This window comes from Ferdinandcohnia sp. SAFN-114 (assembly GCF_059415045.1).
This window is the reverse complement of record NZ_JBPFDQ010000026.1, coordinates 26,055-52,415: the sequence shown is the minus strand read 5'-3', so window position 1 is coordinate 52,415 and position 26,361 is coordinate 26,055. Positions and strand designations below refer to the sequence as shown.

Here is a 26,361-nt window from a genome sequence, read left to right as displayed (position 1 = left end):
CCTTCTTAGGAGATCTCTATGTATTCATATTATAAGAAAGATTTTCTTTGGACAAGGGTTTCACATCATAAAATCCGACTTATGATTCTTTTTTACCTATAAGAGGAAGTTCTTTATCTAAGCGTTGATATAAATTCATGATGACTTTTTTACTGTAGCCAAAGTCTATTGGTAATAAAAGTGTTTCGGTTGTAACCGCGAAGTCAATCGCTGTTTCAAACGGTCTTACAGAGACAACAGTTGCAACAACAAAGGCTTTTCTTCCTTTTTTTATTGAAATGCTTATTTCCCCTCGTTCTTCTGATACAGAGTTAATATGGTAACCATCTAAATCATTAATAACCTTTTTTACAGCATCAATCGCCTTTTTATTTGTTGTTTTATAATAATGACTTCTTAACTGCTCGTCCGAATGTTTGTCTCTCGTCTCGCTGTGATTAGAAAAAAACGTTTGCAATCCCATTAGTTCCACTCCCTATTTTTATCTATATAAATGAAAATTACTGTTCTAAATGTAAAAAAGAGGTGTAATTTATACACCTCTTTCTATTTTAGTTGATTCTTATTTATTTTTAAAGTACTTTTACTTGTGCTGGCTTTACTTGTACTGGTCCCATACCACGTGGAAGTTCAATATTCTCGCGTGTTTGTGCACCAAGTGCCTCAGCAATATAGTCTGCAGCAATATTCGGATCTAAATCTCCACATGTGTACACATCTATACTTGCGTATCCATGTTCAGGAAAACTGTGAATCGTTAGATGTGATTCAGAGATGATAACAACACCACTAACTCCCTGTGGAGCAAATTTGTGAAAAGCTACTTCACGAATTTCTGCACCTGACTTTAGTGCCGCTTGAACAAAAGTTTCTTCAATACCTTGCATGTCGTTTAATTTTTCAAAATCGCAACCCCATAATTCAGAGATTACATGACGTCCCATAGTTTCCATAATTTAATTGTTCCCCCTCTTACCATAATTTCGATGAGTTCTTCGCGTAAAGCATGAGCATAACTACCACGGGGGAAAGTTAGTCCAGAGAGGTCCTAACCCTTTAAGTAGCTACAAAAGCATAAGCTTTTAAGAAGTTCACGAAAACTAGTATACTAAGTTTATATACATTTAGCAATACGTTTTATTAAACTAAATAATAAAACCTTCCCACAATTGGGAAGGTTTTTGATTTAGCCGACTTTTGCTTCAGTTTTTTGGATAATTTTTTCGCCAACAAATTTGACTAAATCTACGACTCTACAAGAATATCCCCATTCATTATCGTACCAAGCTAATACCTTTACCTTACGCTCACCTATGACCATTGTAGATAACCCATCGACAATAGACGAATGTGGATTTGTATTAAAGTCAATGGAAACTAATGGTTCAGTCGTAAAATCCAAAATCCCTTTTAATGCCCCAACGGATGCAGTTATAAAAGCCTCATTAATTTCTTCAATCGTTACATCTCGTTCAACATCTACAACTAAATCAACTAAAGAAACATTAGGAGTTGGTACACGTAATGCCATTCCATGTAATTTTCCTTTTAGTTCTGGCAATACAAGTGATAATGCTTTTGCCGCTCCAGTCGATGTCGGAATAATAGATTGTGCACAAGCTCTTGCTCTTCTTAAATCTTTATGTGGATTATCGATATTTTTTTGGTCATTTGTATAAGCATGAACTGTTGTCATTAAACCGTTCACAATTCCAAACTGCTCGTTTAAAACTTTTGCAACTGGTGCTAAGCAATTTGTTGTACAAGAAGCGTTTGAAATGATTGCATGATTTTCATGATCATATTTGTCTTCATTTACACCCATTACAATTGTAACATCCTCATCCTTACCAGGTGCAGTTAAGATGACTTTTCTGGCACCAGCCTGTAAATGAAGGCTCGCTTTTTCCTTTGAATTAAATTTTCCTGTTGCCTCAATCACAATATCTATATTTAATCTTTTCCAAGGAAGCTCTAAAGGATCACGGGAGCTAAGAAGCTGAATACGCTTACCATTCACCAATAATGAGTCGTCCTGTGGAATGATTTCCGCATCGAACTTACCATGGTTTGTATCATATTTTATTAGATGTGCTAGTGTGTCCGCAGGGTAGCTTGCATTGATAGCGATTATTTCTAAAGTATCATCCATAATTGCTTTTCTAAATACCATTCTTCCAATACGGCCAAATCCATTGATTGCGATTCTTGGCTTCATCAAAACCCCTCCACGATATATGTTATACTTTTTGTTGTTATTTTCTACGATTAGTATAACACATTAAAATAGATATGTAACACTTTAATTCATTTTTTTATAAAATTGGTCATTTATACGTCCTTTAGGCTATTTCATATGGTTATTTGACCTAATAAAAAGTATAAAAAGGAATCTTATATAAACATATAGGCTTCATATTGAGTTACAAACAACCCCATTATGTCAAATAATAATAAAACTCATCTGAAAATATTAGTCAGGATAGTCTTCGGACAAGCGAAGATCAAAACAGCATGAGTGCATCGGGGGGCGGATAGCTTACAGTGGGGGGCTATGTCAGTGTGGCTTTGTTCGAAGTGGAGGTATCTTCGGACACAGGAGTGCAATATATGCGTGAATGGGTCTGAAGTTGAGAGATCTTCGGACAATGGATGGATAAATTTGCGCACTAGTGTCGGAAGTTGAGGCTGCTTCAGACAATTGGTTGCTATTTTTGCGTTGCTTTGTCCGAAGTTGCGCTATCTTCGGACAATGATTAGCTATATCTGCGAGGACGTGTCCGAAGTTGTGCTAGCTTCAGACAAATAGTATCCAAATATGCGCGGCTGTGGCCGAAGTTATGCTATCTTCGGACAATGATTAGCTATATCTCCTTAGTCGTGTCTAAAGTTGTGCTAGCTTCAGACAATGAATTGCTAATTCTGCTCGGACGTGTCCGAAGTTCAGCTAGCTTCAGACAAAGATTAACTAAATCTGCGAAGACGTGTCCGACGTTCAACTAGCTTCAGACAAAGATTAACTAAATCTGCGAAGACGTGTCCGAAGTTCAACTAGCTTCAGACAAAGATTAACTAAATCTGCGAAGACGTGTCCGACGTTCAGCTAGCTTCAGACAAAGATTAACTAAATCTGCGAAGACGTGTCCGACGTTCAGCTAGCTTCGGCCAAAGATTAACTAAATCTGCACAGACGTGTCCGAAGTTCAGCTAGCTTCAGACAAAGATCAACTAAATCTGCGAGGACGTGTCCGAAGTTGTGCTATCTTCAGACAAAAGATGGCTAAATTTGCTTATTCGTGTCCGAAGTTGCGCTATCTTCAGACAAAGATTAACTAAATCTGCGAAGACGTGTCCGAAGTTCTGCTAGCTTCGGACAAAGATTAACTAAATCTGCACAGACGTGTCCGAAGTTCTGCTAGCTTCGTACAATGGATGGCTAAATATGCGCGGCTGTGGCCGAAGTTGAGGTAACCTCAGACAAAGGATAGCTAAATCTGCTTAGTCGTATCCGATGTTGTGCTAGCTTCGGACAATGAATAGCAAATTCTGCACAGACGTGTCCGAAGTTCAGCTAGCTTCAGACAAAGATCAACTAAATATGCGCAGACGTGTCCGAAGTTCAACTAGCTTCAGACAAAGATTAACTAAATCTGCACAGACGTGTCCGAAGTTCAACTAGCTTCAGACAAAGATTAACTAAATATGCGCAGACGTGTCCGAAGTTCAGCTATCTTCGGACAATGATTAGCTAAATCTCCTTAGTCGTGTCCGAAGTTGAGGTAACTTCAGACAAAAAATGGCTAAATTAAGCGACTTTGTCCGAAGTTGTGCTAGCTTCAGACAAATAATAGCTAAATCTGCGCAGATGTGTCCGAAGTTCAGCTATCTTCAGACAATTATTAGCTAAGTCTGCTTAGTTGTGTCCGAAGTTGTACTATCTTCAGAAAAGGGGTGGCTAAGTCACCACAGCTGTAGCCGAAGTTAAGATATATGCTATAAAACCACGCTCTAAACGATAATTTACTAACAAAAAATGAAAGCGTGAATTCGTTTATGAATTCACGCTAAATAAAAATGTTATGTTTGTACCCTAATTGAGAACCCGTTAGATTAGACATACACCTGTGTCTTCGCTATATTTTAACTCCCCATTGCTTGCAAATTTTGTGTAATTGATCCTTTGTGGACTCAATTGTACCGTTGTTATCAATTACAGCATCTGCAAGTTGAATTTTATCTTTAAGCGGCATTTGTGATTGGATCCTAGCTTCTGCTTCCCCCATGCTGAGATTATTTCGATTCATTAGGCGTGCTAATTGTGTCTCATAATCAACATAAACTAATAGGGTTCGATCAACTAATGCAGTTAACTTACTTTCAAATAACAATGGAATATCCAATATAACCGTTTCTTCTCCATTGCTAAGGTGTTCTTCTTTTTCTTTCAGCATTTGTTTTCGAACAGCGGGATGAACAATTGAGTTTAATAACAATCGTTTGTCTTCATTGAAAAAGACGATCGATCCTAATTTTTGCCTGTCAATCGTCTCATCAGGTAATAGAATGTCCTTGCCAAATGATTGAACAATTTGTTCATATGCTTCTTCTCCAACCTCAACTACTTTACGTGCAATAACGTCTGCATCTATAACTACAATTCCAGCTTCTTTGAACATCTGGGATACTGTACTTTTTCCACTTGCAATTCCACCTGTTAATCCGATTGTTAATGCCACGTTTCTATTCTCCCTATTGCAATTTTTTTAGAATTTCCATATACCAATTAAAATCAGTAAGATTCCCGGTAAAAATGAAAATTTTTGTACCCATCTTTTCTTTGAAAAAACAGCACCGCTTTTTATACCTGTATAAACAAAAAGCGAGCTCATTACGGCAACCAGTAAAGCCATTACCAACGGAGAAAATCCTAATAAAGCAGCACCAATTCCTGCACCAAAAGCATCTAGAGAAAGGGCAAACCCTAGTAAAAATGCTTCAAAACCGGTAATCGTTCCTGACTTATCAAGGTCAGCTACCATTGGCTTTTTCAAAATATTGATAACAAGTCCAAGTGATTTTATTTCAACTTTCACTAATAGTTTTTCTTCATTTTGTTCAGATGCTTGGGAAGTTGGTCGAAAAAACTGAACCAATACCCAGACACCAATTAACATGAGTACAATACCACCTAGTCGATCAGCGATTGCAGGTGATAGCAATAACTCAATAGACTTTCCTAATCCCATGGCGGCTGCCATCGTTACTGCTGAACAAAATGCGATTGTAATGATTGATTTAAAAGGTATTTTCATCTTCCTCATACCATATGTGAACCCAACACTAAAACTATCTAAGCTTACTGCAAATGCTAATAAAACAAGTGATGCCAATTGGGACATCTCACAAAGTCTCCTTCCTATCGATTGCTAAGATAGTATATGGAGAGAGCCCATTCCATGTGAAATGTCCTTTGGCAGTCAAAAGTCGAAAGAAAATGATGGATCGAATTTCACTGCATGCTTACTATACATTATTTGGTTTTCGTTTTATTTCTTTGGCATTTTGGACAGAAATGGGTGCCCCTGCCACCAACAACTGTTTTTTCAATCTCTGTTCCACATGTTTGACATGCTTTCCCGTTTTGACCATATACAAAGAGTTGCAATTGGAACATGCCAATTTCACCTTGCGTATTAACGTAAGAACGTATTGTACTACCACCTTTCTCAACAGCTTCCTTCAGGGTTTGAATAATCTCTTGGTGGAGTATTTTCATTTCCTTTTTGGAAAGGGAATTGGCTGCACGTTCCGGATAAATGCCCGCTCTAAACAAAGCCTCATCAACATATATATTCCCAAGCCCTACGAACTTTGTTTGATCAAGCAGCGCCACCTTAATTTTACGGTTGGTCTTAGATAGCTTTTCTTCCATATATTTTAATGAAAATTCTTTTGAAAATGGTTCTGGTCCTAATTGAGATAGGGGCAGGCTATTTTCTTCTTCACCTTTTTTAAATAAATGCATCGTTCCAAATTTCCGAACATCTCGATAGCGTAGTTCGGTTCCATCAGTAAAAGTGAACAATACATGTGTGTGTTTGTCGTAGGTTTCATCTTTATCGTAGAGGCCGTACCTGCCTTCCATACGCAAATGAGAAACCATAACATAATCATCTAAAATAAACTTTAAAAATTTACCTCTTCTGTCCACATCATGAATTGTCTGTCCACGTAGTGCATCACAGAACTGCTCTGGTTCTTCCGGTTTTTTGATGATTTTTGACCATAAAACCGTTACCTTTTCAATTGTTTTGCCATTTACAAGCTGGATTAACGTGCGACGAACAGTTTCGACCTCGGGTAACTCTGGCATATGATCACGTCCTTTTTCGTCTTACTTGGCATCATACCAAGTCTTACCGTATTCATAATCAACCTTTAAAGGTACTTTCAAGGAAATGGCATTTTCCATAACTTCAGGCACGATCTTCTTTAAAATCTCAATTTCTTCTTCTGGTGCTTCGAAGATCAATTCGTCATGAACTTGTAATAGCAACTTCGTTTGAAGCTTTTCTGCTTCTAATCTGTCCGCCATATCAATCATTGCTTTCTTGATGATATCAGCTGCACTTCCTTGAATTGGAGTATTCATTGCTGTTCTTTCAGCAAAGCTACGGACATTAAAGTTACGAGCAGTAATTTCAGGAATGTATCTTCTTCTATGTAGAAGTGTAGATACGTATCCTTTCTGTCTTACGTCTTCAACAATTTCTTCCATATATTCTTTAACACCTGGAAAGCTTGCAAAATACCGTTCAATAAAGTGGCCTGCTTCCTTCCGAGTGATTCCAAGATTCTGAGACAATCCGAAATCACTAATACCGTACACAATCCCGAAGTTTACAGCCTTTGCCTGACGACGCATATTGGAGGTTACTTCATCTTCTGTTACATGGAACACATCCATGGCGGTCTTTGTATGAACGTCAAGATCATTCGTAAAGGCACTAATCAGATTTTCATCATTAGCTATATGCGCTAATACCCTTAATTCAATTTGGGAATAGTCAGCGGCAAATATAAACCAATCCTTTTTTGAAGGGACGAAAGCTTGTCTGATCTTTCTTCCTTCTTCCAAGCGAATTGGAATGTTCTGTAGGTTCGGGTCTGTTGAACTTAGTCTTCCTGTTTGCGTTAAAGCTTGCTGGAAACGAGTATGAACCTTACAAGTATCTTCATGCACAACTTTTAATAAGCCTTCAATATAAGTTGATTGAAGCTTACCTATTTGACGATAATGCAAGATATATTCAATAATTTCATGTTCTTTAGACAGTTTCTCAAGGATATCAGCAGAAGTGGAATACCCCGTTTTTGTTTTCTTGTACACAGTTAGTTGAAGCTTTTCAAAGAGAATGACACCTAGCTGCTTAGGGGAATTAATATTAAACTCCTCACCAGCGAGTTCATAAATTTTTTGTTCTAGCTCCTGAAGGTGTTCCTTTAACTCTTCTCCCATTCCTTTTAGACGTTCTACATCGACCTTTATCCCTATCGATTCCATGTCTGCAAGGATTAGGGATAATGGCATTTCCAAATCAGTAAAAAGCTCATACTGTTCATTTTCTTGAAGTTCGTGCAAGAATAAATCTTTTAATTTTTTAAGGCTAACTGCTTTTCTCACTAAGTGTTCAGAAAGAATTTCTTCGTTAGGAATGCTTTGTTTGGCTCCTTTTCCGTACACTGCTTCATCGGATTTTACATCTGTTATTCCCTTTAATTTTGCCACAGCCGCAACATCTTCAGTTGATTCAGACGGATTTAAAATATAAGATGCAATTAAACAATCAAAGTCAATTCCTTGTAGATTAATACCCTTCCATCTCAAAGCCACAATTGATTTTTTTGCATCAAAAACGATTTTCTTTTTCTCTTTATCGTTTGCCCACTGTTGAAAAGCCTCTGACTCGAGAGCTAGCATTGTTGGAATATAATAATTTCCATTCTCGTTTGAAATTGAAAATCCTTGGACGTCTGCCTTATGATAACTTTCATCAAGCACCTCCACGATTAATGAAGATTCAGCTGTTAGCACATCTTCTGTAATTTCATCGACGATTGAATAGGAAATCTTTTCTAAAGGCTTGTCCTCATCTGGCTCGCTACCCTCTACTTTATCAAGTAAGGAATTAAATCCAAGCTCTTTGAATAGTTTTGTGACTTTTTCTGCATCATAGCCGTTGTATTCCAGCTCAGGAATTCCAATTTCAATTGGGGCTTCACGATAGATAGTCGCAAGCTGCTTACTCATGATCGCTTGGTCTTTATTTTCCTCAAGTTTTTCTTTTAGCTTCTTCCCGCTCACCTTATCGATTGAGTCTAATAATTCTTCTAATGTTTTGAACTCCTGCAATAATTTTAGGGCTGTTTTTTCACCGACACCAGGAACACCTGGAATGTTATCAGAGTTATCTCCCATTAGCCCTTTCATGTCAATTATTCGTTCAGGTGTAATCCCATACTTCTCTTTAATAAACTCAGGAGTGTAAGAATCTACATCTGTGATCCCTTTTTTCGTTATATCTACTGTAATATGCTCTGAGGCTAACTGTGTTAAGTCTTTATCACCTGTGATAACTTTAACCTCAAAGCCTTCTTTTTCAGCTTGAAGAGATAAAGTTCCGATTATATCATCGGCTTCATAGTTTTCTAACTCATATCTGGCAATCTTGTATGCATCTAGCAATTCGCGTAAAAATGGAAACTGTTCCGAAAGCTCAGGAGGAGTTTTTTGTCTGCCACCTTTATATTCGCTAAAAGTACTATGTCTAAAAGTTGTTTTGCCTGCATCAAAGGCTACTAATATATGTGTCGGTTTCTCCTGTTCTAAAATTCGATTTAAAATCATAGTAAAGCCATAAATGGCATTGGTATGTACACCTTTATCATTATTAAGAAGTGGTAGAGCAAAAAATGCACGATATGCGATACTATTTCCATCCACTAAGACAATCTTTTTATCCAAGAAAAATCCTTCCCTTCTATTACGGCATTCGGACCTTCCATGCACACATCCCTTAAATCATTAAAAATAGCCGTTATTTCCTACTGTTCATTTTATCATGTCATGAACAGAATGAAAAATAACGGCTACCTAATTAATTGTTATTCAGTATATCCCATTAACAATCTCGCATATGGAGAGTCCGCTGGTAAAATGATTACTGTTTCTCCATCAATTGTAGTCTTATAAGATTCTAATGTACGGAATAGGTTATAGAATTCCGGGTCCTTTGAGAAAGCCTCATTGTATATACGAGCCGCTTCTCCTTCCCCTTGGCTTCGAATAATTTCTGCTTCTGCCTGCGCTTTTGCAATAATTTCTTTTACTTCCCTGTCAGTTTCAGCTTCGATTTTGTTTTTCTCAGCATCTCCTTCAGAGAGATAATTTTGTGCTGTTGATTGACGCTCAGAAATCATTCTAGTATATACGGATTGTTCGTTTTCGGCTGGAAGATCTGTACGCTTCATCCGAATATCTGTTACAACAATTCCATATTTATCTTCCTCAAGGTTTTTATTTACAATTTCCGTAATCCGGTCATTAAGGCTACCACGTTCTGATTTCTCATCATTAATGATTTCATCATAATTCAATTGACCTAGCTCTGTTCGAATGGCAGAATAAACGAATTCATCGAGTTTTGCTTCGGCATTCACAACCGTTCTTGTTGTAGAAATCATTTGTTTTGGATCTTCAATACGCCAAATAGCGTAATTATCAATCATCATTCGCTTTTTATCTTTCGTATTGATTTCAGCCTCTTCAACATCATAAATCATTTGATATTTTGGTAATGTCTCAACAGACTGGATAAATGGAATTTTATAGGAAAGTCCAGGTGTTTCTATAATTCGGACAACTTCACCAAATTGGCGAACAACTTTGTATTCTCCTTCTCTTACAATGAAAATATTTATTATTACGATTCCAAGTAAGATGATAGCTATTAGGATGCCAATTCCACCCTTTGTATATTTGCTAAAATTATTGGAACCCTTTTTTTCGTTTAAATCCACAACGTTTTCACTCATTGGTTACCACTCCCTTCTGTTTCTACAGGAGGAACCTGCGTTTGGCTTCCAGCTTGTCGAATTGGCAAGTACTTCATTGTATTGCCATCATCCTTCATAATGTAAATCTCTGTATGTGGTAATACTTCATCTAATGTTTCAAGAACTAGACGTTTTCTAGTAATCTCTGGATTTTTCACATATTCGTTATATAAAGCATTAAATGTGGCAACATCCCCTCGAGCAATTTCGATACGTGCTGCTTTATCCCCATTAGCTCTAGAAATAAGAGCTTTTTCCTCACCTTTTGCTTCATTCATTTTTTGGTTACGGTATTTATTTGCTTCGTTTACTTTTGTATTTCTTGTTTCACGAGCATCTGTTACATTCGTAAATGCCTTACGAACTTCATCGTTTGGTAATTCAACATCCTGTAATTTAACAGCTGTTACTGAAATTCCAATATCATATTTCACTAAAAGATCTGCTAATAAATCTCTTACTTCAGCTTCAATTTTCGCCTTACCAGAAGTTAATGCATCATCAATTTTTGAACTTCCGATAATACTTCTTAAAGAAGCAGAAGTAGAATTATATAGGATTTGCTCAGGATCCTCAGAATTAAATAGGAATTTTGATGGATCTGTAATTTGCCATTGAACAACCATATCTGCTAAAACAATATTTTCGTCACCGGTGATCATTTTTGTATCCTTTGGCACGTCAGTGATTTCGCCATTCTTCTGATCATAGCCAAATTGTAAACTAAATGTTGTTTTAGGCAGTTTCTCTACATCTTGAATTGGCCATGGCATTTTAAAATGAAGTCCTGGTTCTGTAATTCCTTCATCTGCTTTCCCAAAGGTTAATATAATTGCTTGCTCTGACTCATCAACAGTGTACCATGATGTAAAACCAACGACACCTAAAATCAAAACGAGCACACTTAGTCCAACAATCGTATATATTCGTTTTAAACTAACCATGCTTTCCCCCCTCAATTTATTGCTACATTGTTTTATACGAATATCATGTAAAAAGGTTTCAAAATTTATCAAAATACGCCTTGGCGTATTTGCGCCCAGATTTTAGGCCCACAGGAAGTGGGTCATAAAGACGTTGCCACAGGAGGTGGCGTTTTTAGTCTTTGATCCTACTGCTCGAAAAGTTACCTTTGAAGATCTGTGGCATCCGCCCGGGGCTTTTTTACTTTATTCAGTCATTTACTGAATAAAGTAAAAAAAATGACAAGGATATTACGTCCTTGTCAAAAAAGTTTGGCCTTCTGAATGAAGGGGTTCTCATATACATCATACGGTTTGTATATTAAGAGAATGTTTTTCCAGTGTAAACATTTTGTAAATTAGGACTTCCTATACATTATATTTTCTTCTTTAAGCGAAATGTAAAAGTCGTTCCTTCCCCTACTTTACTGCTTACTTGTACAGCCCCTTCATGTGCCTCAATAATATGCTTAACAATTGCAAGACCTAAACCTGTTCCTCCAGAATTTCGGCTCCTTGCTTTATCGACGCGATAAAATCTCTCAAAAATACGCGGAAGTTCTTTTTCTTCTATTCCAATCCCCGTATCAATAATTTGAATTTGAACATAATCACTAATGTTTGTTGCTTTTACCTCAACCTTAGCTCCATCCGGAGAGTAGGACAAACCATTATTAATCACATTGATGAAGACCTGCTTCAACCGATCCATATCTCCATCGATCACTGTTGATTCATCATCTAGTGTAAGCTCTAATTGGATCTCTCTTTCTACTGCTTTGGATTTAAGCATCTGTATACTATTTTCTAAGAGCTCTTTCACATTAACCTGTGAAAGATTAAGTGAAAAACCTTTGTTCTCTATTTTCGATAAATCCAATAAATCTTGAATGAGTAATTGGAGACGATGACTTTCTTCAAGGATAATGGTTAAAAATTGTTTTAAGACATTCCTGTCATTCATAGCACCGTCCAGTAAAGTTTCCGAAAATCCTTTTATAGATGTAATAGGTGTACGAAGCTCATGGGATACATTTGCAACAAAATCCTTCCGCATCTGTTCAAGCCTTTTCAGGTTTGATATATCGTGAAATACAAGAACAACTCCCTTCCATTCTACCTTCGCTCCTAAAACGGGTGCAGCGTATACTTCAAAGTCCTTTTGTTCATTTCCAATTATGAGGTGGACTTGTCTTCGTAATTTTTGTTCGGTCATAAAAATCTCTTCGACTAGCTTTACAATTTCTTTGTGGGTAAGCGCTTCATAATAAAGTTGACCCAATAAATCATCTTGATCAACCTTGAAGATCTCATTTGTTGAGCGATTAACAATGCTTATATATCCTTTACTATCGATAAATAATAAGCCGCTCCCCATATTTTCAATCAGGGTATGTAATCGGTCATGCTGCATTTCATAGGATTTTGTCATTTCTTCAATATTTCTAGCAACGATATTAATGGACTTGCCTAGTAATCCAGCTGTACTTACCTCGTCTTCATATGTTCTAGCACGATAATCTCCTTTGGCCAATTCTTTGACCGCTTCTGTTGCTGAATCAATCGGTTTTGTATAGGTAGTCGTGATTCTTACAATAAGTGAAAGAATAATAATTAATGCGATACCTAGGCAAATTGCCAGAGCAATCCAGACCTGCTTAACTGTTTCTTCGATTGAGGTTCCATGCATTGCATTATTCGTGATAAGACTACTAATAAATTGCCCCAGCATAAAACCCATACAAAGAAAAACAATAATGATTAAAAAGATAATCGCAGTTAGAAGCCTCGAGTGAAACTTATTCATAAATTTTAGGCTCCTCGAGCTTATAGCCTAATCCCCTAACTGTTTTAATAATATTTGGCTTTTTAGATTCTTTTTCAATTTTCTCACGTAAATGACTTATATGAACATCTACAATTCTTGTGTCACCAGCAAAATCATAATTCCAAACCGCACTCAGGAGTTGGTCTCGTGTTAGTACTCGCCCCTTATTCTTTGCCAAATAGGCAAGAAGTTCAAATTCCTTAGGTGTTAAATCAAGCGCTTCTTCGTTAAAATAAGCCTCAAAATTTTCTGGTAAAATACGTAGTGGTCCTATTGTGATTTGCGGAGCTGAAGTATCATCTTGGCTTTTGACAATGTTTTTACTTGTTCTCCTTAGTATTGCTTTAACACGTGCCACAACTTCTCTTGGGCTAAATGGTTTAGTCATATAGTCATCTGCTCCAAGCTCTAAACCTAATACCTTATCAAATTCGTCATCCTTCGCGGTCAGCATTAAGATTGGGATATCTACTTTATTTAAACGAAGCTGCTTACATACTTCGATCCCATCTATCTTGGGCAGCATTAAGTCAAGGACAATAATTTGCGGTTTTTCCGCTAAGGCTTTTTCTAATCCTTCTTCTCCGTCCATTGCAGTAATAACCTCGTATCCCGCCTGTTGTAGGTTATACTGAAGTAATGTAATGATTGACTGTTCATCTTCCACAACCAATACTTTATTCTTCATTGTTTTCCTCCATAAAAAAAGATAAACCCCATCATTTTTCTATCTCTATATAAGATTATTATAGATTAACATTTCGATACTTACCACGAAAACAAAAAAAAGAGAGGCTAAGCTCTCTAAAAGTTCTCTAATATTTTTCCGTCCATTGGCGTTATTCGGTGTGGAGGACAGACTAAAAGTCTTCCTTCAATTGCCAATGATTCATCTTCGTCAAATGCCGTTACTGCTATTTCGACAGTATGGTCGTGAATATTAATTTTGGATACTTCAAATAAAAATTGTATAGTTGCATAGTGATAAAGTGGCTGCAAAAATTCAATTTCCTGTTTGAGAATATGACTTCCTGGCCCTGGTAAATACTTCGAAATCGCAGCTGTGATAATTCCAGTCAGCATGACAGTTGGAACAATCGGTTTCTTAAATGGAGTTTGGGATGCATAATCATGTTGAATATAAAGCGGATTCGCATCATTCGTCAAACCTAAGTATAAAAGCAGATCTTTATCTTCGATTTTTTCAGTTAGTGATAGCTTTTCACCAACTGACATTTCCTCAATCTTTCTACCTAGTTTTCGCTTTTTCCCTAATAGCATGAAAAAGGTTACACCTCCATAGAAATTAAATAGAATATGTACAAAAAATTCGGGGGTTAACCCCGAATTTTTTTCGTTAACTCATTATTAGACTAGGATATTCATTACATTTTTAACAGAATCAGCGGATTTGGCAAGTTCAGCTTTTTCTTGTTCTGTAAGGTCTAGCTCAATGATTTTCTCAATACCATTTGCACCTAAAATAGTAGGGACCCCAAGGTAAATTCCGCTGAATCCATATTCACCTTCAAGATATGCAATGGCTGGGAGGACACGTCGTTGGTCTTTTAAGATGGCTTCAACCATTTCCACCAAGGAAGCCGCCGGTGCATAATAAGCACTTCCGTTGCCGAGAAGGTTGACAATTTCACCGCCACCTTTACGTGTACGTTCAACGATAGCATCTAAACGATCTTTTGAAATTAAAGTTTCTAGTGGGATTCCTCCTGCATAGGAGTAACGAACAAGTGGAACCATGTCGTCACCATGACCACCAAGGACAAAACCAGTGATATCTTTTACAGATAAATTTAGTTCTTGGGCAATGAATGTACGGAATCTTGCAGTGTCAAGTACGCCTGATTGCCCTATGACACGATTTTTTGGAAATCCTGATTCCTTAAACACAGTATAAGTCATAGCGTCAACTGGGTTTGTTAAGACAATGATATAGCTATTTGGAGAATGTTTTGCAATTTCCTGAGCGACACTTTTCATGATTTTTTGATTTGTTTGAACTAGGTCATCACGGCTCATACCAGGTTTCCGAGCAATTCCCGCTGTAATCACAACGATATCTGAATCTGCTGTATCCTCGTAATTTGCAGTGCCAGTAATATTTGCATCAAACCCTTGGACAGGACTAGCTTCCAACATATCGAGAGCTTTCCCTTTTGTGGGATTTTCCATTTGTGGGATATCAACTAAAACGACATCTCCTAATTCCTTTTGCGCAAGTAAGAAAGCGGTTGTTGCACCAGTAAAACCACTACCAATTACAGAGACTTTTTTTCGTTTAAATTGACTCATTTTAAATCCTCCCTATTCACATATACAAATAACTACCCTAAGAGGATGTTCAAAAAGTGCAGTGAATATGACGCATCGAATTTCTCTGTTGGCTTGTTTAGCGTTCCTCACGTATTAACTGCTCGGGAGCTTGCTTCGCCTTGAAATTCTCCGCCTCTTCATCCTCCTTTTTGAACTCCACACTATTAGGGTAGTTACTTGTTCTATGATTAGCCTAAGTTTTTGATTAGTTCATTAGCGAACTCTGAACATTTTACTTCTGTAGCGCCTTCCATTAGACGAGCGAAGTCATATGTTACAACCTTAGATTCAATTGTTTTTTCCATTGAATTCATAATTAGAGTTGCTGCTTCATTCCAACCAAGGTGTTCAAGCATTAATACACCTGATAATAGTACAGAAGAAGGGTTAACTTTATCTAAACCAGCATATTTTGGTGCAGTTCCGTGTGTTGCTTCGAAAATTGCATGGCCAGTTTCATAGTTAATATTTGCTCCTGGTGCGATTCCGATACCACCAACTTGTGCAGCTAGAGCATCAGAAATGTAGTCACCATTTAAGTTCATTGTAGCAACAACATCGAACTCACGCGGACGAGTTAGGATTTGTTGTAAGAAGATATCAGCGATTGAATCTTTTACAATGATCTTACCTGCAGCCTCAGCATCAGATTGTGCTTTATTTGCAGCATCTTTACCTTCTTCTTCAACGATGCGGTCATATTGAGCCCAAGTGAATACTTTATCGCCAAACTCTTGTTCAGCTAGTTCATAGCCCCAATTTTTGAAAGCTCCTTCTGTAAACTTCATGATATTACCTTTATGAACAAGTGTTACAGATTTACGGCCTTGTTCAATAGCGTAGTTGATAGCAGCACGAACTAGACGCTTTGTTCCTTCTTCAGAAACTGGCTTGATACCGATACCAGAAGTTTCTGGGAAACGGATTTTATTTACACCTAGTTCATTTTGTAGGAAGTTGATAAGCTTTTGAACTCCTTCAGAACCTTGTGCATATTCGATTCCAGCGTAAATATCTTCTGTATTTTCACGGAAGATAACCATATCTGTGTCTTCTGGACGCTTAACTGGTGAAGGTACACCTGTAAAATAACGTACTGGGCGAAGACAAGTAAATAGATCTAATTCTTGACGTAATGCAACGTTTAATGAACGAATACCGCCACCAACTGGTGTAGTAAGAGGTCCTTTAATCGCAATTATGTACTCACGAATAAGATCTAATGTTTCTTCTGGTAACCATTCACCAGTTTGGTTAAAAGCTTTTTCCCCTGCTAATACTTCTTTCCAAACAATTGATTTTTCGCCGTTGTATGCTTTTTCAACAGCTGCTTCTAATACACGTGACGCTGCTGCCCAAATATCTGGACCAGTTCCATCACCTTCAATAAAAGGAATAATTGGATTGTTTGGTACGTTAAGTACACCATTTGATACTGTAATTTTTTCTCCTGCCACTAGTATTACCTCCTAAAGTTCTTAAGAAGTATTTCGGGGAAAAAATTCCCCTGAAATACTTCAACCTATTAATATATATATTGTTAGATTTATTAACCTCTTTGTTCCATCGGAACGTATGTCTGCATTCCTGGACCAGTATATTCAGCACGTGGACGGATTAAACGGTTGTTATCATATTGCTCTAGAATATGAGCTAACCATCCAGAAACACGACTTACTGCAAAGATTGGAGTAAATAAATCATGATCAATACCTAAGCTATGGTATACAGATGCTGAATAGAAGTCAACATTTGGTGGTAAAGGTTTTGCACTTGTAACAATTTCTTCAATCTTTGTTGACATCTCATACCATTTTGGTTCGCCAGTAATCGCTGTTAACTTTTGAGACATTGCCTTTAAGTGCTTTGCACGTGGGTCGCCTTTACGGTACACTCTATGACCAAACCCCATGATTTTTTCTTTGTTAGCTAATTTTGTATTAATATAATTCTCTACATTTTCAACTTCACCAATTTCAGTAAGCATCTTCATTACAGCTTCATTAGCTCCACCGTGAAGCGGACCCTTTAAAGCTCCAATTGCAGCAGTAATACCTGAATAAACATCAGATAGAGTTGCAACACAAACACGTGCTGTAAATGTAGATGCATTGAGTTCATGGTCAGCATGAAGTACTAATGCTTTATTGAATGCCTCTACTGCAATTTCGCTTGGTTCTTGCCCGCTAAGCATATATAAGAAGTTTGCTGCGAAGCTTAGATCTGTGCGTGGAGCAACTGGCTCTAATCCTTTACGAACACGAGAAAAAGCGGTAACAATTGTAGGTAATTTTGCTTGTAGGCGGATTGCCTTTTGATAATTAGCTTCTGGTTCCATTACATCTGCTTCTTCATCATATAGTCCTAATAGTGAAACAGCTGAGCGAAGTGCCCCCATTGGATGAACCTTATCAATTGGGTAAGTTTTGAAATGATTGATTAATTCTTGAGGTAAACTCGCATTTTCAGCAAGTTGCTGTTTTAATTCAGCTAACTCCTCTTTATTTGGAAGTTTGCGATGCCATAATAGGTAGATAACTTCTTCAAAACTAGCATTTTCAGCTAAATCATCAATATTGAATCCTGCATACGTTAAAGTGTCATCAATAATTGAACTGACAGAAGATGTTGTAGCTACAATTCCTTCAAGCCCCTTTGTTGCTGTCATATGACCCTCTCCTTTTTTTTATTCCCCTAATCATTTTATAAGGTAAATTGAGCGCACGCTCAAAAACAAAACACATTATCACATCGTTATTTATGCTTTCAACATTGTAATCTAGTGAAGTAAATGCTTTCATTTTTGAAAAAACGCTCATCGTCACAAATATCAATATAATATTGATCGTGACAATAAAAGTTGTTTATGCAAGTGAAAGCGAATCAATAAATATGTAGGAAATAAATAACCTTGACTCTATTATAATAAATAATCAGACTTTTGTGAATCAAAAGCGACAAATTTCCCCTAATAAATTATTATTACACAAAAACATTTTTACGAATAGTTTTGATTTTTCCAGTTAACAGAGCCGTTTACTAGATTTGAAATCATTTAATATGGCTTATTTTGTATTTTGCACTTTAAATTTTTCACTTGCTCATAACGTATGATATCATAAATAAAATTTTTTCTCCATAATTGGAAACTTTATATTTCATTTCTTCGTAATACTTTTAAAGTAATCAAAGAGATTGTAAAATAAAAATATGCAAGAAATTCCTAGGGAGGAAAAAGTTTGAACATTAATTATGTGTATGGTTTTCTTCGATTTTTATTGGTTGTTGCATTAATTGTGATAGGTTTCATCTTGTTCTATTTTCTATTTAGACTTACATATCCGTTTATTTTTGCCTTATTCATTGCATTCCTTATTAATCCACTTGTCAATTTTTTGGAGCGTAAAGCCAGGATACCACGTGGGTTATCGGTATTTATAGGGATTTTGCTTGTATTTGGCATTGTAACAGGTTTACTTACATTATTAATAGCAGAGATTATCTCAGGTGCAAACTATTTAGCAAAAGAAGTACCACAGCATTTTGAAAACCTAGTTGTTTATTTCGAAAATTTAATAGTTGGTCAGATTATTCCTTTCTATGAAAGAATAACGAGTATGTTTGATAATTTGGACCAAGGCCAACAACAAACGATTATGGATAATGTCACAAATGTTGGTACAACTATTGCGACAAATGTTGGAGAATTTGTTAAAGCGTTTTTAGAAAATATTCCAAAGTTCCTCGGATGGCTACCAAATGCAGCAACAGTGATTGTTTTCTCTCTATTAGCCACATTTTTTATTAGTAAAGACTGGAATAAGTTTGTGATTATGGGCCGAAGATTTATTCCAACAAAAGCTCGTACAAGTGGTAAGTCCGTATTTATTGAATTGAAAAAAGCATTATTTGGTTTTATCAAAGCACAAGCAACATTGATTTCCATCACAGCAGGGATCGTATTAGTTGGCCTGTTAATATTACGAGTTGACTATGCAATCACAATTGCGTTATTAATTGGAATCGTTGATCTACTTCCGTATTTGGGAACTGGACTTGTGTTCGTACCATGGATAATTTATTCGGCTTTCAGTGGGAATCTAGCATTTGCAATAGGGCTTGGTATATTATACCTTGTTGTAATTGTACAACGCCAGGTAATGGAGCCTAAGGTTATCTCTTCTAGTATTGGATTAGATCCATTGGCAACATTAATATCACTGTTCGTTGGATTTCAATTATTTGGATTCGTTGGGTTAATTATTGGACCCGTCACGTTAGTAATCATTAGAACTTTATATACTACAGGTGTATTTCGAGATGTATGGGGATTTATTATTGGAAAAGAAACATAAATAAAGCCATTGCTTCGCAATGGCTTTATTTTTTTACCAACGACGAATAACTGTGAAATTACCTCTCTCCATTCTTCGTCTTATCCAGTTAGCAATAATCGGTTTTATCAGATTTCTAGTTGCAGGAATAAGTAAGAAAAAACCAGTAAGATCAGAAATATAACCAGGACTTAAAAGCAATACTGCCCCGATCAAGATGCAAATTCCATCCATAATGGCTTCACCAGGGACCTGTCCATAATTCATTTGCTGTTGAGCGCGGTGAAGTGTATCAATTCCTTGTTTTTTCGCTAACCACGCCCCCATTACACCCGTAAGAACAATCAACAACAGAGTAATTGGAATTCCAAGTGTTTTACCTGAGAATATAAGGACACTTATTTCTAATGCCGGTACGATAATAATCAATGCTAGTAAAATTCTCATATTGTCCTCCTTAGATGAAGGCTTTTCTTATATTATACGTTTCCTTTACAAATATGAGTAGTAAAACCTAAAGAAAACTGCATGCGGATTTGAAGAGAAACATCGACTAACTATTACCAAGTCCTATGCATGTACGACAAGTACAATTCAATCCAACTGTATGGTTGCTCTTTGACCTTTTGGATTGACTTGTGACATCGAGGGGCTAAGCGCAGGAACTAGACATCAAAAAAAGAGAAGGTTTCCCTTCTCCTTTTTATAAAACATTTGCATGTCCTTCGTATATCACTCCACGAGATGAATCAACAGTAATATCTTGTCCATCTTTTAAAAGTGTTGTTGCATTTTCTACACCAACAATCACAGGAATTCCGATACTTAATCCTACTACAGCTGCATGGCTAGTAAGACCGCCTTCTTCCGTAATCAAAGCAGATGCCTGTTCCACGTATTTTACCAAATCACGATCTGTTGCAGTTGTGACTAGAACTGCACCGTCATACATTTTTGCTTCTGCTTCCTCAGGAGTGTTTGCTACAACTACTTTACCAAAAGCAGATTTTCTTCCAATACCTTGTCCATTTGCAAGGGTATTACCAACAACATGAATCTTCATAATGTTTGTAGTTCCGCACTCACCAACTGGTACACCTGCAGTTATCACTACCAAATCCCCAGGTTTAATAATTCCAGTATTTAATGCACTTTCAACTGAGTTGTCAAGCATTTCATCTGTTGATTTAGCTACATTACCTGTTTGCGGGTACACACCCCAAACAAGAGAAAGCTTTCTAGTTGTTGATTCGTTGGAAGTAACGGCAATGATCGGAGCCTTCGGACGATATTTTGAAATCATTCTTGCAGTATGACCACTTTCTGTAGGCGTCACGATTGCAGATACGTCCAAATTAAGCGCTGTATGGGCAACTGATTGTCCAATTGCATCTGTAATTGTGATTCCTGAGATTTTACTTCGTTGTGATAAAATTTCACGATGTACTAAAGCACTTTCTGCACGAGACGCAATATTATGCATCGTTTGTACTGCCTCAACTGGGTATGAACCTGCAGCAGTTTCACCTGAAAGCATAATCGCATCTGTACCATCAAAAATAGCGTTCGCAACGTCACTTGCTTCTGCACGAGTCGGTCTAGGATTTCGTTGCATAGAGTCTAACATTTGTGTCGCTGTAATAACTGGTTTTCCAAGGGCATTACATTTCTTAATTAATGTCTTTTGCACTAGTGGTACTTCTTCAGCAGGAATTTCAACACCTAAGTCACCACGTGCAACCATTAATCCATCAGATACTTCAAGTATCTCATCGATGTTATCTACACCCTCTTGGTTTTCAATTTTAGGAATAATTTGTATAGCTTCCCCATTATTTTCTTCAAGCAATTCTCTGATTTCTAATACGTCAGAAGCACGACGAACGAAAGAAGCAGCAATATAATCGACATCTTGTTGGATACCGAATATGATATCTTTTGCGTCTTTTTCAGTGATACCAGGTAAATTTACACGAACCCCAGGTACGTTAACACCTTTTTTATTTTTTAATGTTCCACTATTTAATACTTTTGTTAGAATCTCACGCTTTTGTTGATTAATTTCTAATACTTCTAATCCGATTAATCCATCATCTAATAGAATTCTGGAGCCAGGATGAACGTCTTCAATTAAGCCCGGATATGTAATTGAGAATTTTTCCGGTGTACCGACAACTTCTTCCATTGAAAGAGTAATAGTTGAACCTTCAACTAATTCAATCGCACCATTTTCCATTGTATTAGTGCGAATTTCTGGTCCTTTAGTATCTAGTAGGATCGCAATGTTTTTGCCAGTGATTTTGGCAGCTTCACGAATGTTTTTAATACGTGCGCCATGCTCTTCAAAGTCACCATGCGAAAAATTAAGTCTAGCTACATTCATTCCTGCATTCGCTAAAGCAACAAGTTTTTCAATACTTTCACTGGCAGGTCCTATTGTACAAACTATTTTTGTTTTTCTCATTACATTTTCCTCCTCTATAATCGCTTTATATCAGCGATTAGCAACACTTCTATAAGAATTTTACTCAAATGTATTTTAAATGGATAGCTCTTGGGATAGGTCATACATCTTCTTATCAACTGTATGTTTACGGTCTAAAATTTCCATAATATCATGGTCAACTAAATTGTTTTGTTGAATCCCCACAGCTCGTCCACCTTTTCCTTCAAGCAACAATTCAACAGCCTTTGCACCTAGACGACTTGCCAATACTCTGTCTGATGCAGTTGGAGAACCACCACGCTGAATATGTCCAAGGACACTCACTCTAGTTTCAAAGTTTGTAGCTTCTTGAATCTTATTACCAATTTCAACACCACTACCTACACCCTCAGCTACGACAATAATACTATGCTTCTTCCCACGTTCATGGCCACGGTTAAGCTTAGCGATAACTTCATCCATGTCGTGATCTGCTTCTGGAATAATGATTGTTTCAGCACCACCAGCTAATCCCGCCCATAATGCAAGGTCACCAGCATGTCTACCCATAACTTCAATTACATATGTACGCTCATGTGAAGTTGCTGTATCTCTTATTTTATCTATAGCATCAATTACTGTATTTAGCGCTGTATCAAAACCAATCGTAAAATCAGTACCTGGGATATCATTGTCAATTGTACCTGGAACACCAACGCAAGGGAAACCAAGTTCAGTTAGTTTTTGGGCACCACGGTAAGAGCCGTCACCACCGATAACAACTAAGCCTTCTATTCCTAGCTTTTTTAATTGCTCAATACCTTTTTTACGACCTTCTTCTGTTTTGAATTCCTCACATCGAGCAGTATAAAGCATTGTACCACCGCGATGAATGATATCTCCAACAGATCCAATCTCTAATTGTTTTATCTGTCCACTTATTAGTCCAGAATATCCTTGATAAACTCCATATACTTCAACGTCGTGATAGATTGCTTTACGTACAACAGCACGAATCGCAGCATTCATTCCTGGTGAATCCCCACCACTAGTTAAAACACCTATTCTCTTCATTTTTCCACCTCTATGTAAAAAATAATCTAAAAATAATCATAAATCACGAATTGTGATTATTCGCTTTTACTATTTTGTGCAATATGTATAAAATAACACTAATATATAAGTAAAACAACTAAGATAATGTAATAAATACAGAAAAAATTGTGAAATTGTGTAGAAAAATCGAGAATTAAATAGAATACTATGTAGGGGGAATTTTGAATACTGTGTATATTTTAAAATCAGTTGAATATCACTTTCCGATTTCGAAGAATTTCGATTTATTCAATCGTTTTCTAATTATGCGGAAACAAAGTAAAACGTGCCCTAAACATTTCGTTAGATGCACGTCCACTTTATTACTGAACTCCGATAAACTCTTCTTCAGCTATTGTAAATTGGCCTATCTTTTTATATTTTTGATAGCGTTGCTGAACTAACTCATCTTTGTTTAATTTGCGTAATTCTTTTAATGATTGTAAGAGAACGGTATCGATGGAAGCTGCTTGTTCTGCAACATCCTTATGAGCTCCACCTCTTACTTCCGGGATGATTTCATCTACAACCCCTAGTTCTTTTAAGTCTGGCGCTGTTATTTTCATAGACTCTGCAGCTTTTTTAGCAAGTCCTGCATCTTTCCAAAGTAGTGCAGCAGCACCCTCAGGAGAAATAACCGAATAGGTTGAGTTTTCGAGCATATGAATTTGATTTCCTACACCTAATGCTAGTGCTCCACCACTTCCACCTTCACCAATTACAATACATATAACAGGAACCGTTAAGCCTGCCATTTCAAAAATATTTTTTGCAATAGCTTCACTTTGACCACGTTCTTCGGCTGCTTTGCCTGGATATGCGCCCTTCGTATCAATGAAACATATGATTGGACGACCAAATTTTTCAGCCTGCTTCATTAAACGTAGTGCTTTACGATATCCTTCTGGGTGTGGCATTCCAAAATTCCTTCTAATATTTTCCTTTGTATCTTTACCTCGCTGGTGTCCAATTACAGTTACAGGTAAACCGTGGTACTTGGCAATACCACCTACTATAGCAGCATCATCGCCATAGTAACGGTCACCATGACACTCGAAAAAATTTGTGAAAATGCGTTCAATATAATCAAGGGTAGTCGGTCTTTCTGGATGACGGGCAATTTGAACGCGGTCCCATGGTTTTAAATGACTATAAATTTCATTCTCCAGTTTTTGAAGTCTTGTTTCTAGTTTTGAGATTTCATCTGTTAGATCCATATTCGAATCGCTTGTAAATTCTTTTAACTCAGTAATCTTTTTCTTTAATTCTACAACTGGTTTCTCAAACTCTAGTTCACCTACCAATTAACCGCACCCCCGTTCATATGAATATCAACAATATTTGCTAATGTATCTTTTAAATCCTGACGATGAATAACAGCATCCAGTTGACCATGTTTTAATAAGAACTCAGCTGTTTGGAAGTCTTCTGGGAGTTCTTCGCGAATTGTTTGTTCAATGATTCTTCTACCTGCAAATCCAATTAAGGCACCAGGTTCTGCGAAATTAAAATCACCTAATGATGCAAAGCTTGCAGATACACCACCCGTTGTTGGGTGTGTCATGACTGAAACAATGAGGCCACCTTGATCACTAAATAGTTTTAATGCGGAACTTGTTTTAGCCATTTGCATTAGGCTTAGAACACCTTCTTGCATTCTTGCACCGCCAGAAGCTGTGAAAATAAGAAATGGAACCTTCAATTCCATCGCCTTTTCAACTGCCCTAGTAATCTTCTCACCAACAACAGAACCCATACTTCCCATACGGAAGCTTGAATCCATGATTGCCAAAACGATACGATTTCCTTCAATAGTACCTTCACCGGTTACCACGGCTTCATTAATACCTGTCTTATCTTGGTCCTTTTTCAGTTTTCCAAGATAATCAGGAAAGTCTAGCGGATTTTCAGAAACCATTTCTTTATCAAGTTCGATAAAAGATCCTTCATCAAGTAAGCTATCGATTCTTTCATAAGCAGTCATTTGATAGTGATAGTCACAGTTCATACAAATTTTATCGTTTTTCATTAATTCTTTCGTGTACATTATTTTTTTACAATTTGGACATTTGCTCATAATACCCTCTGGAACATCTTGTCTAGCTTGTTCCGAAGGAATTGAAGCATATTTTTTCTTTTTTACAAAAAAGTCTTTTAGCAAAAAGGAACCTCCTCACACTTTCAATAGAATAGCTTTTTCGACTTAGTTTATCTGCTTATATTAAGACAAAAAGTTGTGTAACGAAAAAAAGGAAAATCTTATATCTTCCTTCGTTGCCAAAAAAGCATGTACTTATACTTTACTGAATGTCTTCTTTATTTTTTGTAGGAATATGTCAACAAAAACACGACAAATTCCTACAAATGAGAGTGTTCAAAAAGAAGGATGAAAAGGACCACGTCGACAAGAACGCCACGGCCTCATGTCTTGTCGACACTAGCACAGCCTGTGCGTCGAAATTTCAAGGCGGCGCAACTTTGAGTACCGGAGCGAGGCAACTGCTTGAGTTAACTCCTTTGCAGCCTTGCGCTGAGGCATTGACATCTTGAATAATCTAATAGACGCAAGTGTATAACCAGGTTATTCACAATGTACTTGGAGCAGTTTACGCAGAAATTAGACGTGTCATTTTCACCGGAATTTTTGAACATCCTCTACAATTTTATTTTTTCATAGGCAGATAGAGCTCTTGCCACATCTTTTTCACGTAGTCCAGTTACTAACTCTTCAAAGCCTTCTTTGTTTATTACATGAGTCTGTTCCTCATAAATAAACTTAACATATTCATATATGACGACCCATATTCGTAGTAATAATCGATTATTCGTCGCTTCTACAATAGATTTAAAAAGGAATTCCTCTGGGTCCTCAGTATCCCAAAGCTTTTCTTCCAACTCTGTAAGCATCTCTTCGTTCATCTTAGGACATGCTATTTCGATACAAGATTTTTCAAGACTTTGTTTTGTTTCAAGGAGATCACCCTTTGTTTTATCTCCTTGAATTATGAAGGTACCTAATAAATGAATCAGTTGATGATCACCGAAATCTTTTAAAAAAGTACCTTCACCTCTTCTTGTCTCTATGAGGCCTAATAATTCTAATGACCTTAGTGCTTCCCGAACAGAGGAACGACCTACATTTAGACGCTCGGAAAGTTCCCGCTCAGACGGAATTTTATCACCAGCGGAAAGTCCATCATCTTGAATGATGGACCTAATTTTCTTAACAATTTCAATGTAAACCTTAGAGTTAGGAGATGTCACATTAAC

The 26,361-nt window shown here is 37.0% G+C and carries 22 protein-coding genes; 1 reads left to right on the top strand and 21 read right to left on the bottom strand.

Annotation, left to right across the window (positions count from 1 at the left end; genetic code table 11):
- Positions 1-79: 79 nt before the first annotated feature.
- From ACR65M_RS10530 to citZ, 15 genes are all read right to left on the bottom strand, one after another.
- Positions 80-463 (bottom strand): cytosolic protein, encoded by a 384-nt coding sequence (locus ACR65M_RS10530; protein ID WP_440273286.1) that lies wholly within the window; start codon positions 461-463, stop codon positions 80-82.
- Positions 464-572: 109 nt separating this feature from the next.
- Positions 573-953 (bottom strand): adenosylmethionine decarboxylase, encoded by a 381-nt coding sequence (speD, locus tag ACR65M_RS10525; RefSeq protein ID WP_010678381.1) that lies wholly within the window; start codon positions 951-953, stop codon positions 573-575.
- A 233-nt stretch (positions 954-1,186) separates the two neighbouring features.
- Complete coding sequence (locus ACR65M_RS10520) at positions 1,187-2,218, bottom strand: glyceraldehyde-3-phosphate dehydrogenase (protein WP_341330669.1); 1,032 nt, start codon at positions 2,216-2,218, stop codon at positions 1,187-1,189.
- A 1,915-nt stretch (positions 2,219-4,133) separates the two neighbouring features.
- Positions 4,134-4,736 carry a dephospho-CoA kinase gene (gene coaE, locus ACR65M_RS10515; protein WP_440273285.1) on the bottom strand — a complete coding sequence of 201 codons (603 nt, stop codon included), beginning with the start codon at positions 4,734-4,736 and terminating at the stop codon, positions 4,134-4,136.
- Between the two features lie 27 nt (positions 4,737-4,763).
- Positions 4,764-5,399 (bottom strand): sporulation membrane protein YtaF, encoded by a 636-nt coding sequence (gene ytaF, locus ACR65M_RS10510; protein WP_341330666.1) that lies wholly within the window; start codon positions 5,397-5,399, stop codon positions 4,764-4,766.
- Positions 5,400-5,530: 131 nt separating this feature from the next.
- Positions 5,531-6,373: a DNA-formamidopyrimidine glycosylase gene (gene mutM, locus ACR65M_RS10505; RefSeq protein ID WP_341330665.1), complete on the bottom strand. Its 843-nt coding sequence runs from the start codon at positions 6,371-6,373 to the stop codon at positions 5,531-5,533.
- Between the two features lie 21 nt (positions 6,374-6,394).
- Positions 6,395-9,025, bottom strand: coding sequence for a DNA polymerase I (polA, locus tag ACR65M_RS10500; RefSeq protein WP_440273284.1), 2,631 nt, complete (start codon positions 9,023-9,025; stop codon positions 6,395-6,397).
- A 140-nt stretch (positions 9,026-9,165) separates the two neighbouring features.
- Positions 9,166-10,095, bottom strand: a complete 930-nt coding sequence (gene hflC, locus ACR65M_RS10495) for a protease modulator HflC (RefSeq protein WP_341330663.1) — start codon at positions 10,093-10,095, stop codon at positions 9,166-9,168.
- Positions 10,092-11,060 (bottom strand): FtsH protease activity modulator HflK, encoded by a 969-nt coding sequence (gene hflK, locus ACR65M_RS10490; RefSeq protein ID WP_440273283.1) that lies wholly within the window; start codon positions 11,058-11,060, stop codon positions 10,092-10,094. The genes hflC and hflK overlap by 4 nt, the downstream gene beginning before the upstream one ends.
- A gap of 394 nt (positions 11,061-11,454) precedes the next feature.
- The gene (pnpS, locus tag ACR65M_RS10485; protein WP_440273282.1) at positions 11,455-12,885 is read right to left on the bottom strand and encodes a two-component system histidine kinase PnpS; all 1,431 of its coding nucleotides are present in this window, start codon (positions 12,883-12,885) and stop codon (positions 11,455-11,457) included.
- The gene (locus ACR65M_RS10480) at positions 12,878-13,594 is read right to left on the bottom strand and encodes a response regulator transcription factor (RefSeq protein WP_440273281.1); all 717 of its coding nucleotides are present in this window, start codon (positions 13,592-13,594) and stop codon (positions 12,878-12,880) included. Before ACR65M_RS10480 ends, pnpS begins: the two co-directional genes overlap by 8 nt.
- A gap of 116 nt (positions 13,595-13,710) precedes the next feature.
- Positions 13,711-14,187, bottom strand: coding sequence for a MaoC/PaaZ C-terminal domain-containing protein (locus ACR65M_RS10475; protein ID WP_341330659.1), 477 nt, complete (start codon positions 14,185-14,187; stop codon positions 13,711-13,713).
- 87 nt (positions 14,188-14,274) lie between these two features.
- Positions 14,275-15,216, bottom strand: coding sequence for a malate dehydrogenase (mdh, locus tag ACR65M_RS10470; RefSeq protein WP_121447440.1), 942 nt, complete (start codon positions 15,214-15,216; stop codon positions 14,275-14,277).
- A 209-nt stretch (positions 15,217-15,425) separates the two neighbouring features.
- Positions 15,426-16,700, bottom strand: a complete 1,275-nt coding sequence (icd, locus tag ACR65M_RS10465) for an NADP-dependent isocitrate dehydrogenase (RefSeq protein WP_440273292.1) — start codon at positions 16,698-16,700, stop codon at positions 15,426-15,428.
- 86 nt (positions 16,701-16,786) lie between these two features.
- Positions 16,787-17,905 (bottom strand): citrate synthase, encoded by a 1,119-nt coding sequence (citZ, locus tag ACR65M_RS10460; protein WP_440273280.1) that lies wholly within the window; start codon positions 17,903-17,905, stop codon positions 16,787-16,789.
- Between the two features lie 571 nt (positions 17,906-18,476).
- Here citZ and ytvI point away from each other — a divergent pair.
- Positions 18,477-19,592, top strand: a complete 1,116-nt coding sequence (ytvI, locus tag ACR65M_RS10455; protein ID WP_440273279.1) for a sporulation integral membrane protein YtvI — start codon at positions 18,477-18,479, stop codon at positions 19,590-19,592.
- Between the two features lie 33 nt (positions 19,593-19,625).
- Here ytvI and ACR65M_RS10450 read toward each other — a convergent pair whose 3' ends face one another.
- The 6 genes from ACR65M_RS10450 to ACR65M_RS10425 form a co-directional block, all read right to left on the bottom strand.
- Positions 19,626-20,018, bottom strand: a complete 393-nt coding sequence (locus ACR65M_RS10450) for an FxsA family protein (protein ID WP_341330656.1) — start codon at positions 20,016-20,018, stop codon at positions 19,626-19,628.
- A gap of 256 nt (positions 20,019-20,274) precedes the next feature.
- Complete coding sequence (gene pyk, locus ACR65M_RS10445; protein ID WP_440273278.1) at positions 20,275-22,035, bottom strand: pyruvate kinase; 1,761 nt, start codon at positions 22,033-22,035, stop codon at positions 20,275-20,277.
- A gap of 75 nt (positions 22,036-22,110) precedes the next feature.
- On the bottom strand, positions 22,111-23,070 hold the full coding sequence (gene pfkA, locus ACR65M_RS10440; RefSeq protein WP_341330655.1) for a 6-phosphofructokinase: 960 nt from the start codon (positions 23,068-23,070) through the stop codon (positions 22,111-22,113).
- Between the two features lie 344 nt (positions 23,071-23,414).
- On the bottom strand, positions 23,415-24,395 hold the full coding sequence (gene accA / locus ACR65M_RS10435) for an acetyl-CoA carboxylase carboxyl transferase subunit alpha (protein WP_121447433.1): 981 nt from the start codon (positions 24,393-24,395) through the stop codon (positions 23,415-23,417).
- Positions 24,389-25,252 (bottom strand): acetyl-CoA carboxylase, carboxyltransferase subunit beta, encoded by an 864-nt coding sequence (gene accD / locus ACR65M_RS10430; RefSeq protein WP_121447432.1) that lies wholly within the window; start codon positions 25,250-25,252, stop codon positions 24,389-24,391. Before accD ends, accA begins: the two co-directional genes overlap by 7 nt.
- Positions 25,253-25,746: 494 nt before the next feature.
- Positions 25,747-26,355, bottom strand: coding sequence for a FadR/GntR family transcriptional regulator (locus ACR65M_RS10425; RefSeq protein ID WP_440273291.1), 609 nt, complete (start codon positions 26,353-26,355; stop codon positions 25,747-25,749).
- Positions 26,356-26,361: the final 6 nt, after the last annotated feature.